We start from the raw sequence: 13733 nt of genomic DNA on the forward strand, positions 1-13733 counted from the left end.
GGTGGTGGTCGGAACCCCGTCCAGGCCACCGATCGTGGGCAGCCCCAGATCCAGCGCGGTCATGATGTCTCCTCCGCGGGAACGAGTGCGTCGTCGGTCATGCGAGCACCCCTTGCTCAGCTGCGTTTAGATAGTCCAGGAACACGTCCTGGAGCTCCTCGGCCTTGAACGGCAGGCCGGAAACCTTGGTGTAGGACTTGACGTCGACCAGGTAGCGGGCGCGCAGCAGCAGCGCCAGCTGGCCCAGGTTCATCTCCGGCACCAGCACCGTGCGGTACCGGGCGAGCACGTCGGCGAGGTTGGCGGGCAGCGGGTTGAGGTGCCGGATGTGTGCGGTGGCGATCTTGTGGCCCAGGTTCCGCACGCGCCGCGCGCCCGCCTCGATGGGCCCGTAGGTCGACCCCCAGCCGACGACGAGCACGTCCGCCTCGCCGGAGGGGTCGGAGACCGTCAGGTCCGGCACCGGGATGCCGTCGATCTTGGCCTGGCGCAGCCGGACCATCCGGTCGTGGTTGTCCGGGTCGTAGGAGATCGAACCGCGCCCGTCGGCCTTCTCCAGGCCCCCGATGCGATGCTCCAACCCCGGGGTGCCGGGCACCGCCCACGGCCGGGCCAGGGTGTCGGCGTCACGCAGATACGGCCAGAACTCCCCGGACCCATTCGGGGCGTTGGGTCCGGTCGCGAAGCCGGGATCGACCGACTCGAGGGTGTCGGCGTCGGGGATCTTCCACGGTTCGGAGCCGTTGGCCAGCGCCCCGTCGGAGAGGACCATCACGGGGGTCCGGTACTTGACGCTGATCGCGGCCGCCTCGATCGCGGCGTGGAAACAGTCCCCCGGGGACCGGGGCGCGATGATCGGCACCGGGGCTTCGCCGTTGCGCCCGAACATCGCCTGCAGCAGGTCGGCCTGCTCGGTCTTGGTCGGCAGCCCGGTGGACGGGCCACCACGCTGGACGTCGATCACCAGCAGCGGCAGTTCCAGGGCCACCGCCAGACCCACGGTTTCGGCCTTGAGCGCGACACCAGGACCGCTGGTGGTGGTCACCCCGAGCGCCCCACCGAACGAGGCGCCGAGGGCGGCGCCGACGCCGGCGATCTCGTCCTCGGCCTGGAACGTGGTGACGCCGAAGGCCTTGTGACGCGACAGTTCGTGGAGGATGTCCGAGGCCGGGGTGATCGGGTACGAGCCCAGAAACACCGGCAGCCCGGTGGTCCGCCCGGCCGCCACGATCCCGTAGGCCAGCGCGATGTTCCCGGTGATCTGCCGGTAGCTGCCCGGGACGAGCTTGGCCGGGGCGACCTCGTAGGTGACCGCGAACGCCTCGGTGGTCTCGCCGTAGGCGTGTCCGGCGCGGAAGGCCAGGATGTTCGCCTCGGCGATGTCGGGCTTCCTCGAGAACTTCTCCCGCAGGAACCGTTCGGTGCCCTCGTGCGGTCGGTGATACATCCAGGACAGCAGGCCCAGAGCGAACATGTTCTTGGCCCGCTCGGCGTCCTTCTTGCTCAGCCCGGTGGACTCCAGCGCCCCCTTGGTCAGCGTGGCCATGGCGACCTGGTGCACCGCGAAGTCGGCGAGGGAGTCATCCTCGAGCGGGTTGGACCCGTACCCGACCTTGGTCAGGTTCCGCTTGGTGAACTCGTCGGTGTTGACGATGATCACCCCGCCCTTGGGCAGGTCTGAGATGTTCGCCTTGAGCGCCGCGGGGTTCATCGCCACCAGCACGTCCGGGCGGTCGCCGGGGGTCAGGATGTCATAGTTCGCGAAATGCAACTGGAACGACGACACCCCCGGCAACGTCCCGGCAGGCGCCCGGATCTCGGCGGGGAAGTTCGGCAGCGTCGAGAGGTCGTTGCCGAAGGTCGCGGTCTCGGAGGTGAACCTGTCACCGGTGAGCTGCATCCCGTCACCGGAGTCACCCGCGAACCGAATGACCACCCGGTCCTTCGCGAGGACCTCTGGCGACGACGTCGTGGGCGGCATCGTTGTGTTCCTTCCTGCGGCCGTGAGCAGGCGCTCAGCGGCGATCCGATCTCATGGGACGAGGCGACCGAGGGAGTCGTGCGGAACGAGGGCCCCGCCTCAGGCAGAGCCTGGGCCTCGCTCCGGCCGGACTTCGGTCAGGGCCTGCGCGATCCCACGGGCCGAGCGCTCGTCCCGGTCCGGCCGCGGCGGGCTCCGCCGGGGCCGGTCGACCCCCATGACGACAAGTCCTGCGTGGTGCAAGGCCATGGCACACGTGCTCTCGCCGTCGAAGCCCGTACGGCGCTCGAAGCCGGGCGGAGGCAGCAACGGTTCGAAGATCCGGATCCAGTACTCCAGGTCCGGCACCTCCATCCGGAGCGATTCCAGCCACCCGGGCCCGTTTCGTTCATGTCCAGGTCAGTTGACCGGGCCCCCGGCGACGTAGAGCACCTGCCCCGACACGAAGCCGGACGCCTCCGCGACCAGGAACGACACGGCGTTGGCGATGTCGGCCGGCTCCCCGACCCGCTGCACGGGGGTCTGCTTCGCATTCGCCTCGACGAACTTCTCCCAGTCCACACCGATCCGCTCGGCAGTCGCCTTGGTCATCTCGCTGGCGATGAAGCCAGGAGCGATGCAGTTCGCGGTGACCCCGAACTTGCCGAGCTCGATGGCGAGGGTCTTGGTGAAGCCTTGCAGCCCCACCTTCGCCGTGGAGTAGTTCGACTGGCCACGGTTGCCGAGGGCGGCGATGGAGGAGATGTTCACGACGCGGCCGAACTGCTGCTCCACCATGTGCTTCTGCACGGCCTTGGTCATCAGGAACGCGCCCTTCAGGTGCACTCCCATCACCGCGTCCCAGTCCGACTCGGTCATCTTGAACAGCAGGTTGTCCCGGGTGATGCCGGCGTTGTTGACCAGCACCGTCGGAGCGCCCAGCTCCTCGGCCACCCGAGCCACCGCGGCATCCACCGCCGCCGCATCCGAGACGTCGGCCTGTACGGCCAAGCCGGGTCCGCCGTCGAAGCCGTCGACGGTCGCCTTCGCGGCGGTCTCGTCCAGGTCGACGACGGCGACGGCGAAGCCGTCGGCGGCCAGCCGGGTCGCGGTGGCCGCGCCGATGCCGCGGGCCGCGCCGGTCACGATCGCGGTACGGGGAGCGCTCATGGTCACTCGTTCTCCTGTTCGCAGTGCTCAGGCCCGGTCGACCGGGCCGAGGTGGGGGTGCTCACCCGGGGCCAGGGCCCGGACGACACGGGGCGGCTCGCCCGAGAAGATCCCTGGTAGGCGTGCCGGAAATCGCCGTCGGTGACCACGCTGTCGTCGTCCACGGTGACGCGGGTGACCTCGTACTCCAACCGGCTCTTGCCGCTGGCGGACATCGCCTCGTAGTGGGCGACGACCTCGGCGTGGCCTGGGGCCCGACCGACGAGGACGATGCGCCCCAGATCGTTAGCGCGGCTCGGGCACGAGCATTGCCATGAGGGCGTCCAGGTCACCCCGGACCTCCTCCTCGACGTGCCGCGCGACGACCTCGATGTGGGCCCGACGGCGGGGATCCTGCTCCTGTGTGATGCGCTTGGCGAGAAGTCGCCAGCTCGCCCGCGCGTCCGGATGCAGGTCGGTGGCAGCCGTCATGTCGCACCTCACCTTGTCGTGGCTCGTGCTCAGTTTATTCTAGTCATAGATATTCCAGTTGCCTACCTTTGCCCCAAGGAGAAGCGATGCGAGACGCGGTGATCGCCGCAGCGGTGCGGACACCCATCGGGAAGCGCAAGGGCGGCCTCTCCGAGGTCCACCCGGCCGAGCTGTCCGCCTTCGTGCTCCGCGAGCTCGTCACACGGGCCGGGATCGAGCCCGGCACCGTGGACGACGTGATCTGGGGCTGCGTCACCCAGACCGGTGAGCAGACGAACAACATCGCCCGTACCGCGGTGCTGGCGGCGGGCTGGCCCGAGCACATTCCGGGCACGACGGTCGACCGCCAGTGTGGGTCGAGCCAGCAGGCCCTTCACTTTGCCGCTGCGGGCGTGGTCGCCGGGCACTACGACGTTGCGATCGCGGGCGGTGTCGAGTCGATGACCCGGGTCCCGATGGGCACGACGGTCCGGCAGGGCCCCGGCTTTCCGGTGCCACCGTCGGTGAAGGAGCGCTACGGCGTCGACTTCAACCAGGGCATCGGGGCCGAGCAGATCGCCACACGGTGGGGCTTCTCCCGGACCCAGCTCGACGAGTACGCCGTCGAGTCGCACGAGCGGGCCGCGGCCGCCACCGACTCCGGCGCCCTGAGCGCCCAGATCGCCACCTGGGAGTCCGTGACCTCCGACGAGGGGATCCGCCGCGGCTCCACCGTGGAGAAGCTGGCCGGACTGAAGCCGGCCTTCACCGAGGACGGCCTCATCACCGCGGGGAACTCGTCCCAGATCTCGGACGGCTCGGCGGCGCTGCTGGTCACCACCAGCGACAAGGCCGCCGAGCTGGGGCTGACTCCGCTGGTGCGGGTGCACACCTCCGTCGTGGTCGGCAGCGACCCGGTGATGATGCTGACCGGGCCGATCCCCGCGACGGCGAAGGCGCTCGCGAGGTCCGGGCTCGGGATCGACGAGATCGGCGCGTTCGAGGTGAACGAGGCGTTCGCCTCCGTCCCGCTGGCCTGGCTGGCGGAGACCGGTGCGGACCCGAAGCGCACCAACCCGTTGGGGGGCGCCATCGCCGTGGGCCACCCGCTCGGCGGCTCGGGCGCCGTGCTGGCCAGCCGGCTCGTGCACCACATGCGGGACAACGGAATCCGCTACGGCCTGCAGACGATGTGCGAGGGCGGCGGGATGGCGAACGCGACCATCCTCGAGCTCGTGTGATGCACGACGGGCCGGCGGGTGTTCCCCACCGGCCCGCCGGCCGCCTACACAGTGGCGCCGACCATCCCGCCCAGCCGCCCGACGATGATCTCCTCGGCGTCCGGCACGATGCGGGGGATCAGCTCGCCGCAGGTCGGGATGTCCCGGATCAGTCCCTGGGACTCGCCCGCCCACCAGATGCAGGCCAGTCCCGCGCGCCACCGCTCCCGCCGCGCGATCCGAACGTGCCCCCGCCGCCGCTGAGGTCGGCACCGACCGAGAACGCCGACCCCGCACCGGTGAGGACGACAGCGCGGACCTCGTCCCGATCGTCGGTCTCGTCGAGGGCTGCGCACAGATCCCGCACGCCGGCGGGCGACAGGGCGTTGCGACGCCGCGGGCGGTCCAGGGTGATCGTCAGCAGCCCGGATTCGTCCTGGGACGTGCTCACCGCGGGTCGGTCGTCGTCCGTCACGTCGAAACTCTAACTCACGACTTTTCTCTGATGGAACGCCTCTCGATGCTGACCAGCACCCACGCTGTATGGACGCACCCATCGGCGACGACCTCGTCACGTACCGGCCGGGCCCACGACCATCTACTTCTAGACTTTCTTCCATGCCGGACTCCACCACAGCCGACCCGGTCGCCTTCCCCGGCGCGGGCGGAATCACCCTCGCAGCGGACCGCTGGGACCCGCCCTCCGGTACGCCATCGAACGGCACGGTCCTCCTGCTGCACGGCGGCGGCCAGACCCGGCACTCCTGGCGGACGACGGGCCGCGCACTCGCCGGAGCGGGGTGGAGCACCTACGCCCTCGACGCCCGCGGGCACGGCGACAGCGGCTGGGCGGCCGACGGCGACTACTCCATGGACGCGTTGGTCGCCGACCTGCGCGCGGTCGTCACCGCGCTCGACGTCCAGCCGGTCCTCGTCGGCGCCTCGCTCGGCGGGAGCACCGCGCTCCTCGCCGAGGGTGAGGGTTGCGGACTCGCCCGCGGGATCGTCCTGGTCGACGTCACGCCGCGGATCGAGCCGGAGGGCGTCGCCGAGATCATGGCGTTCATGCGCAGTGGTCTGGGTGGGTTCGCCTCGCTCGAGGACGCCGCGGACGCCGTCGCCGCCTACAACCCGCACCGACCCCGGCCCGCCTCCACCGACGGCCTGCGCAAGAACCTGCGCCTGCGCGAGGGGCGCTGGTACTGGCACTGGGACCCCCGGTTCGTCGACGGCAGGGACGAACCGAGCCGGGAGCGGCCGGACGACGAGCACCGGTCCAGACGGGCCCGAGAGGCGGCACGCCGGATCTCCGTTCCCACGCTGCTCGTCCGTGGCGTGCGGTCCAGGGTGGTCAGCGAGGCGTCCGCGGCCGAACTCCGTGCGCTGATCCCGCACTCCGAGCAGATCGACGTCAGCGGGGCAGGACACATGGTCGCGGGCGACGACAACGACGTGTTCAGCGGGGGCCTGCGGCGGTTCCTCGAGGAGCGGGTCGCTGCCCTGCCGAGTGCGCTGCGTCACTGACCTCGCCGCGGCCTACAGAATGAACCCGGACGAGCGGAGGCGCGACGATCCGGTTCACGGTCCAAGTTCCCGATGGACCGGGAGTCTCCGCCGCCCTCCTCGTCACTGGCGGCGGAGACTCGTCGCGGCCGGCTGAGCGCTACTTGCGCAGGCCGTCCTCGGTCACCCGGTTGCCGAAGCCCTCGAGCCAGGTCAGGCCGTCGACGAGCTCGCGCTCGTCGCCGATCCGGCGGATCTGCCCGTACTGCGCCCGATAGTTGGCCCACCGGGACTCGGAGAACTCAGTCATCCGCCCGGTCTGCGGACCGACGAACTCGTACTGGGTGCCCGCGACGTCGTAGGTCGCGGAGTTGGGCCAGTCGTCGCCGTCCATGTCGAAACGGGCGTCGAGGGTCGGTGTCATGGCGGCCACCTGGTCGCCCTCGACGACCACGCCCGGGGTGAAGCCTTCGCGGCCCATCACCAGGTGGCCCCACTCGTAGCCGCCGTCGGCGAACTTGTTGCAGAACACGCCCCACATGATCTGCAGGTCGTTGAAGTAGCCGTACTCCTTCCACTCCATGCCGTGCCGCCAGTAGCCGTTGTCGAACCAGATCGGACCCTGGACCCGCTTTCCCTGGAACTCGCCGGTCATCCAGTAGCAGGTCGAGGTGTAGAGCAGGGGCAGCTTCCGGGACGGGACGAAGAACTGCACGCCGTTGCCCGCGCTCTCGCCCTCGAGCTGCAGGATGTCACCCTCGTCGTAGGTGAGCCGGTCGCCGGTCCAGTGCAGGGTCATCGGCTGCTCGCCTTCGGGCAGGGTGCCCTTCGGCAGCCGCTGGAAGACCGGGTCGGACCACTTCCGCTCGACGCCGCCGAGCACGCGTCGGAGCTCGCCTCGGGCGCTGCGCCCGGAGTCCGGGTGCACGTCGAGTTCGCGGCTCGGGTCGCCGTTCTGGGTCATGACGAAGCACCCACTGGTCAAGGACCCGACGAACTTGCGCTCGCAACAGTAGGTCAGGCCGTCCTCGTCGTGGAAGAAGCCATAGAGCCAGGTCGCCTGAAGGCCGAGGCCGTGCTGCTCCTGATCCACCTGCATCCGCTCCGGATCGGGTGTGAACGAGCCGACGACCACTCGATGGTCGAAATCGCCGAACAGTGGCACGGGTGTGTCCTCCTGAGATGGATGGATGGGTGGTTCAGACAGAGGTCGCGGGCTGCACCGGCCGGCCGGCGCGGGACAGCAGGGTGACCCGGCCTGCGGAGCCGTCGACGCGGACGAGATCGCCGTCGCGCAGCGCGGTCGTCCCCGTCCCGACGTTGATCACGCACGGCACGCCGAGCTCGCGGGCGATGATCGGGCCGTGGCTGTTGGGGCCGCCGATGTCGATGACGATGCCGTCGACCAGCGCGAACAGCGGGGTCCAGCTCGGGTTCGTCACCCGGCAGACCAGGATCTCCCCCGGCTCGAGCAGGTCATCGCCCTCATCGGCGTCGTGGACCACCCGCACCCGGCCCTCGACGACGCCGGCGCTGCCCGGGATGCCGACGATCTCGTCCACATCCTCCGCGTCCGCCGGGACGAGGAGCGGCTCCGGCATACCGGTGAACGTCATCGGCAGCTCGATTGCCTCGTACTCCTTCCGGCACGCCCGCCGGTACTCGACGATCTCGCGGGCCCGCGCGGGTGGGCGCTGCTCGAGTTCGGAAAGGGTGAAGAAGAAGACGTCCTCGGGGTCGTCCACCACGCCATCGGCCGCGAGTCGGGCGCCCGCGCGGCGGGCCGCAGCCCGGCAGCCGTCGATCGCCATGTGGTAGGTGCTCTTGCCCAGCTCCAGGTTGCGCACCTGGCGGGCGGCCTGGCGGAACAGGATCCGGGCGAGCGGGCGGCGCGCGGCCCCGATCGCGGCGAGGATCTGCCGTTCGGCGTCCACTCTGGCGGCGACGGCGGCGCGCTCCCGGGCCTCGGGGTCCTCTCGGGCGGCAAGAGCGCGGGCCCTCGGGAGGAGGGCGTCCGGGTTCTCCCGCCACGGGGTCGTCCAGACCATGCCCTCGTTGGGGCCGTAGTAGCCGTAGTCGGCGACGAAGTCCGCGGGGGTGATCTCGCCCAGGCCCAGCCTGCGCATGTCCCGGGCCAGCGACAGCTCCGTGACGTCCCCGTACCCCGCGAACAGGGGTAGCGCCAGCTCCGGGTGACCGGCTGACGCCGCGAGGTCCACCAGGGCTCCCTGCACCGCGGTGATGAACGTCCGCACCCGGATGTGCAGGCGCATCGTGGCGCGGAAGCGGTCTCCGGCGGCCCGCAGGTCGGCGACGGGGTCGCCCGCGGCGCGCCCGTGCAGCACCTCCCGGGTCCACCAGGACTTCGTCTCGACGTGCAGCGCGCGCAGCTCGCTGTCCAAGCGGCGGTACGCGCCGGGCAGCTTCGCCAGCATGAACGGCAGCCTGCGGTTCGACTGCTTCTCCGTGGCCAGCCCGGTGCGGACGCTGCCACAGGTGTCCCGCTCGAAGTCGTCCGGTGACGCACCCGGGATCGACCCCATCCGCCGGCGGACGTAGTCGACGTTGAGCGCGTGCCTGCCGTAGAAGGTCGCAGTCTGGCGGATGTTCGGATCGGTGGGCAGGAAGACCTCGGACCGCGCCATGATCCCCAGGTCGCACCACGCCTGCCGGACGGCGAGCTCGAAGTTGTCCCAGACGCTCCAGTCCAGCGGCGAGAGGATGCCCGGGGTCACCTCACCAGTGTTGGCCAGCGTCCAGAACCGGTCGGGCTCGGACGAGCCGCGCACGGTGTCGGCCAGGACGGGATCGGGGACCGCGTCGAGATCACCCACGCCGGGGGCCGTCCAGGAGGCCCGGCCTGCGGCCGGAACGGTATCGGTTCACGTTTCTCCTCCACGTTGAGAAGTGCCGAGCAGCGGATTCGGAAAAGACGGAATTGGACGGAAAATCGATTACCGCGCAGCGATCCGATCGATGCCGCAGCTCAGCGGCATCGACGACTCATCCAGACCGGCCGGAGATAGTTACTGAATTTCTTCTCCAGTAAGTGCTGCGGCCGATGATAGGGCGCCCGCCACGCCGAAGCAAGAAGGGACCCGGATCAGGGGACCAGACGCGCCGCAAGTCGCTCGGCGACGGCCCTCAGCCGCGGCTCGGGCACGGGGTCGTCGACCTGGGTGCGAGCCAGCTCGCCGAAGAGCACCACGAGCGCCGTGGCGGCGACGAGCAGGTCGACATCCGTGGGGGTGGCGCGCCGCAGCAGGTCGGCGACCGCCCGCGTCAGCGCGACGTCGTGCGCGCGACGGTCGGCCTCCACCGTCGCGGTGCCGCCGACACCGTTGCCGAGCAGCAGCAGGGCTCGCCGCGGGTCCGGCATCAGCCACCCGACGTACGCGGCGGCCGTCCGGCGCGCGGTGTCCGTCCGGTTCACTCCCGGGTCGACGGCGGCGACGGTCTCCCGGAGCGATGTGGCCGCCCGATTGAGCAGCTCGAGCAGGATCGTGTCCTTCGACGGGAAGTGGTAGTAGATCGACGACGTCGACATGCCGGCCCGCTCGGCGATCGAACCCATGGCGGTGGCCGAGTAGCCTCGCTGCGTGAACTCGGCCAGGCCGGCAGCGAGGACGGACTCCCGCCGCGACGGGCGGTGCGCCCCGCGACCACTAGGACTCCGCATGGGCCGCATTGTGCCCCGAGGGCCAGGGACGGCGGTCGGCGCGTGACCGCGGCCCCCGGCGCCCGACCCGCCAACCGTCCGTCCCGGGTGGACGAGGTGGTCGAGGCGGCCGTGCGACGCTTCGGTCGGGACGGGTACGCCGCGGTCACCATGGAGGACGTCGCCGAGGAGTGCGGGCTCGCGGTCAGCGCGCTCTACTACCACTTCCCCGGCAAGGACGATCTCTTCCACGCCGCGTTCCGCCGGGTACGCGACGAGGTCGACGCAGCGGTCGACCGGCACGGCCCACCCGTGGGCGGACTGCGGGAGATCCTCGGCACCGTGTTCTCCTGGGCGCGGGCCCACCCCGAACGGGCCCGGCTGCTGTGGCTCTTCAGCGTGGGCACCACACCGACGATCGCGCGCCTCTGGGACGAGTTCGTGGCCCGCCACGTGGCGGGCACGGCCCGGTACCGTGCCGACGCGGGCGAGCCGGACCCGACGGAGCGGATCGCGGCACGCACGGCGGTGCTCGCGGGCAACGTGGCCGCCCTGCACTGGCTGGCGGGCGACCTCTACCCCGAGGCGACGCCGGAGGAGATGACCGAGGCCGTGGCCTCCATGATGGAGAGGCTGCTGACCGCCGAGGTGTGACCGTCAGATTCCCAGGGCGCGCTGCAGGCTCCGGCCCGCCGAAGGCACGTCGGCCAGGATCTCCAGCGGCTCCGCGGCGGAGATCGCCGCCCAGGCGTCGCGCACGGACTCGATCGTCGGCGTCCTCTCCACCGCCACCGGACCCTGGGAGGTCCCGCCAGCTCGCGGCGAGGGCGAACAGGGCGGCGGCGGCCTCCGGGTCGCCGCCAGCCGTGAGCGCGCGTCCGAACGGACCAGCCAGTCCTCGGCGGGGGCCCGTGCGTCCCGCCGGGTCGTGGTGTCGTCAACCGCTGTCATGAGCGTCGTCGCTTCTTCACCGCGAAAGGTCCGAAGCGGACCGGTACGTGACCTCGACCCTGCGTCAGAGGGCTCGATCGGTCGAGTGCTCAGCAACGTAGTGACGGCCGTTGGCGAGAGTCAACACTTGCGACTGAGCGCCTGACAGAACGGCTGTGAGCTGTGCCTTCGTGGTCCGCACCTTCGATTCAGGAGACAGGATCCTGCCTCCCGGAAGGGCCGCGGCGCAGGCATAGACGAGCGCTACTACTCGTGTCCTTGACCATCGCGGCTAGACTTGGGAGCACCCGCGAACCGAAGGGAACGCCCATGTCGAGGCCTGCCGGGAACGCCGGATGACCGCGCCCCTCACCTTCCCCTGCAACGTGCGGGACCTCGGCGGTCTCCCCCTCGTCGGGGGCGGCACGGTGCATCCCGGCCTGCTCTACCGCAGCGACGACCCAGGCCGTGGGGACCGGGTCTCGGGCGACCGGTTGACCTCCGAGTTCGGGATCCGGCACGTCATCGACCTGCGCCACGCCGACGAGCTGGAGCGGGCGGGGACACTCGGCACGTTCGTCGTCCGGGAGGACGTCGTCCACCACCCCGTACCCCTGACCCTCTACGACGCGCTCGGTGACGAGGGCCTGCCCACGGACGCGGCCGGCATGGGCCGGCTGTACTCGCGCAGCGTCGCCGCCTCGACCGCCGCCTACGTCGACGCGCTGCGGATCATCGCCGACGCGGACGCGCCCGTGCTGGTGCACTGCAGCCACGGCAAGGACCGGACGGGGATCGTCATCGCCCTCGTGCTGACCGCGATCGGCGCCGAGCCCGCGGCGATCGTCGAGGACTTCGGCCGCACCAACGATAACCTCCCCACGATGCACCGCATCGCCAAGGAGGTCGGCGTGTCGATCGGGCTGTCGCGGATCCACGGCGTGATGCTCGAGGCGCCGCCCGCGGCGATGTCCGGTTTCCTCGACGTCATGGCGCGCAAGCACGGGTCCCCGCTCGCTCCGCTCCGGGCCGCCGGACTCTCGGAGGAGACCGTCAAGAGACTGCGGGCCAAGCTCGGCTGATTGACCGTTCACGCCGACGATTCCGCACATTGTCGTGATCGCCTCGGAAAGTTACGCTCGGACCTCTGCCCCGGTTCCCCACAATGCACGGCGCGCGTCCGGAAAATCGGCGTTCGGAGGTGCCTTTTTGGGCCCACTCGATGGAATTCGGGTGCTCGAGATCGCGGGGCTGGCACCGGCGCCGTTCGCATGCATGATGCTCGCCGACATGGGTGCGGACGTGGTGCGGGTCGACCGCCCGGTCCGTGGTCTCGAGACGCCGTTGCCGCTCGCGCGGGGCGCCGGTCCGTGATCGTGGACCTCAAGGCTCCGCGCGGCGCCGCGACGGTGCTGCGGCTGGTCGAGCGGGCGGACGCGCTGGTCGAGAGCAACCGGCCCGGGGTGGCCGAGCGGCTCGGCATCGGGCCCGAGGACTGCCGTCGCGTCAACCCTGGCCTCGCGTACGGCCGCATGACCGGGTGGGGCCAGGACGGCCCGCTCGCCGACCGGGCCGGGCACGACGTCAACTCATCGGCCTGTCCGGCGCCCTGGACGTGGTGGGACTCACGGGTCAGCGCCCCACGGTCCCGGCCCGGGCAGCGCGATCAGGGCGTAGATCGCCCCGACGCCCACGCCGAGAACCACGAAGTTCAGCAGTTCGGTCATGATCGATCGACTCTTTTCGGCGATCTCCGAGAATTGCCGCGATGCTCGTGGAGAATTGTTCCGTGCATGACTTGCATCACAGAGGGCGACAAACAGTTCTCGACGGATCCAGAGTCGAGAGTAAAAGAATTCGACGGCTCTACGTAATGCCGATTCTCACGTATTCCATGTACGCTCAGGGCCTCGTCCGGCAGCGGGCGCAGGCAAGGTGTCCTCAGTCGGCGAGCGCTGCCGCGTCCTCCCGGGGTCGGGGGACGAGCCGCCGCAGCTCGACCCCCGCCGCCCGACGGTCCCAGGTGCCCGGCCCCACACCGCTGCCGCAACACGCTCTTCTGGATCTTCTGGGTCGGGTCCGTGGCAGCTCGGCGACGAACTCGAGATAGCGCGGCACCATGAACCGGGGGCGGCTCCGCCGCGCAATGCCGGAGCAGGTCGAGCGGGTCCAGGCGGGGTGGGACACATGGCGGTGCAGCTGGCGGTGGCCCGCGGCGCGCAGGTCGTCGCCCGCGGGCTGCGCTACGCCTTCTTCGGCCTGCACTCCTCATCCGAGGACCTGCGCACCCTCGTGTCCGAGGTGGACGCGGGCAGGCTCACTCCGCACGTCGAACGCACCCTGCCCCTGGTCGATGCAGCCGAGGCGCACCGGTTGCTCGAGGGCCGTCGCATCCGCGGCAAGGTCGTCCTGATCCCCGAGGAGAGTTCGTGACCACGCGAACGCCCGATCTCCCGATCACCGGCTGCTGGCCATGCCCGGGTTCGACACCTACGCGGCCGGCAAGGGTGGGGCTCGAGGCGTTCACCCGCTCGGTCGCGTGGGGCTACGCCCACCTCGGCGTCCACTGCAACGCGATCCGGGTCGGCAGCATCCAGGTCGACCACGGTGGCGGGGACAAGCTGGTGGGTGACCTCGAACGCACGGACCTGCGCACCGGCTCGACGGACCGCAGGGCCGCCCCCGGGCAACCGGAGGACGTCGCGCAGGCCGTACGGTACCTGGTCTCCCCCGCCGCGAAGGCCTGACCGGGCTCGATGAGCACCAAACCCGCCGGTGGATCTCGTGGCGGCGCCCGCCATCCGACACCGTCCGGGCTGATCGCCCTGACCTGCAACGAGAT

14 protein-coding genes and 1 pseudogene are annotated in these 13733 nt (G+C 70.6%); 7 read left to right on the forward strand and 8 right to left on the reverse strand.

Annotated features, from left to right (window positions below; translation table 11 throughout):
* Positions 1 to 97: 97 nt before the first annotated feature.
* From HF526_RS12845 to HF526_RS34600, 4 genes are all read right to left on the reverse strand, one after another.
* Positions 98 to 1981: a 2-oxoacid:acceptor oxidoreductase subunit alpha gene (locus HF526_RS12845; protein ID WP_169381642.1), complete on the reverse strand. Its 1884-nt coding sequence runs from the start codon at positions 1979 to 1981 to the stop codon at positions 98 to 100.
* A 399-nt stretch (positions 1982 to 2380) separates the two neighbouring features.
* Entirely contained in the window at positions 2381 to 3136 is a 756-nt protein-coding gene (gene fabG / locus HF526_RS12850) for a 3-oxoacyl-ACP reductase FabG (protein WP_169381643.1), read from the reverse strand.
* The gene (locus tag HF526_RS34595; protein ID WP_211177133.1) at positions 3133 to 3345 is read right to left on the reverse strand and encodes a hypothetical protein; all 213 of its coding nucleotides are present in this window, start codon (positions 3343 to 3345) and stop codon (positions 3133 to 3135) included. Before HF526_RS34595 ends, fabG begins: the two co-directional genes overlap by 4 nt.
* A 70-nt stretch (positions 3346 to 3415) precedes the next feature.
* The gene (locus HF526_RS34600; RefSeq protein WP_211177134.1) at positions 3416 to 3601 is read right to left on the reverse strand and encodes a hypothetical protein; all 186 of its coding nucleotides are present in this window, start codon (positions 3599 to 3601) and stop codon (positions 3416 to 3418) included.
* A gap of 86 nt (positions 3602 to 3687) precedes the next feature.
* Here HF526_RS34600 and HF526_RS12860 point away from each other — a divergent pair, with 86 nt between their 5' ends.
* Positions 3688 to 4821, forward strand: coding sequence for a thiolase family protein (locus tag HF526_RS12860; protein WP_169381644.1), 1134 nt, complete (start codon positions 3688 to 3690; stop codon positions 4819 to 4821).
* 148 nt (positions 4822 to 4969) lie between these two features.
* Here the strand turns inward: HF526_RS12860 and HF526_RS12865 are convergent, their stop codons facing one another.
* Positions 4970 to 5275: an enoyl-CoA hydratase/isomerase family protein gene (locus HF526_RS12865; protein ID WP_211177135.1), complete on the reverse strand. Its 306-nt coding sequence runs from the start codon at positions 5273 to 5275 to the stop codon at positions 4970 to 4972.
* A 143-nt stretch (positions 5276 to 5418) separates the two neighbouring features.
* Between HF526_RS12865 and HF526_RS12870 the strand changes: the two genes are divergently transcribed.
* Positions 5419 to 6324, forward strand: coding sequence for an alpha/beta fold hydrolase (locus HF526_RS12870; RefSeq protein WP_169381645.1), 906 nt, complete (start codon positions 5419 to 5421; stop codon positions 6322 to 6324).
* A gap of 139 nt (positions 6325 to 6463) precedes the next feature.
* Here HF526_RS12870 and HF526_RS12875 read toward each other — a convergent pair whose 3' ends face one another.
* From HF526_RS12875 to HF526_RS12885, 3 genes are all read right to left on the reverse strand, one after another.
* Positions 6464 to 7468, reverse strand: a complete 1005-nt coding sequence (locus HF526_RS12875; RefSeq protein WP_169381646.1) for a hypothetical protein — start codon at positions 7466 to 7468, stop codon at positions 6464 to 6466.
* Positions 7469 to 7502: 34 nt separating this feature from the next.
* Complete coding sequence (locus HF526_RS36905; RefSeq protein WP_169381647.1) at positions 7503 to 9137, reverse strand: PEP-utilizing enzyme; 1635 nt, start codon at positions 9135 to 9137, stop codon at positions 7503 to 7505.
* Between the two features lie 269 nt (positions 9138 to 9406).
* Complete coding sequence (locus tag HF526_RS12885) at positions 9407 to 9982, reverse strand: TetR/AcrR family transcriptional regulator (RefSeq protein WP_169381648.1); 576 nt, start codon at positions 9980 to 9982, stop codon at positions 9407 to 9409.
* 42 nt (positions 9983 to 10024) lie between these two features.
* Here HF526_RS12885 and HF526_RS12890 point away from each other — a divergent pair, with 42 nt between their 5' ends.
* From HF526_RS12890 to HF526_RS35330, 5 genes and pseudogenes are all read left to right on the forward strand, one after another.
* Positions 10025 to 10615 (forward strand): TetR family transcriptional regulator, encoded by a 591-nt coding sequence (locus HF526_RS12890; RefSeq protein ID WP_169381649.1) that lies wholly within the window; start codon positions 10025 to 10027, stop codon positions 10613 to 10615.
* A gap of 632 nt (positions 10616 to 11247) precedes the next feature.
* Complete coding sequence (locus HF526_RS12895; RefSeq protein ID WP_169381650.1) at positions 11248 to 11973, forward strand: tyrosine-protein phosphatase; 726 nt, start codon at positions 11248 to 11250, stop codon at positions 11971 to 11973.
* A 127-nt stretch (positions 11974 to 12100) separates the two neighbouring features.
* Positions 12101 to 12542: pseudogene (locus HF526_RS12900) on the forward strand (CoA transferase); the annotation flags it as partial.
* A gap of 536 nt (positions 12543 to 13078) precedes the next feature.
* Positions 13079 to 13324 carry a zinc-binding dehydrogenase gene (locus HF526_RS12905; protein ID WP_169381651.1) on the forward strand — a complete coding sequence of 82 codons (246 nt, stop codon included), beginning with the start codon at positions 13079 to 13081 and terminating at the stop codon, positions 13322 to 13324.
* Complete coding sequence (locus HF526_RS35330; RefSeq protein ID WP_211177136.1) at positions 13321 to 13638, forward strand: SDR family oxidoreductase; 318 nt, start codon at positions 13321 to 13323, stop codon at positions 13636 to 13638. The genes HF526_RS12905 and HF526_RS35330 overlap by 4 nt, the downstream gene beginning before the upstream one ends.
* Positions 13639 to 13733 lie beyond the last annotated feature (95 nt).

This window comes from Pseudonocardia acidicola (genome assembly GCF_012911935.1).
GTDB classification, from domain to species: Bacteria; Actinomycetota; Actinomycetes; order Mycobacteriales; family Pseudonocardiaceae; genus Pseudonocardia; species Pseudonocardia acidicola.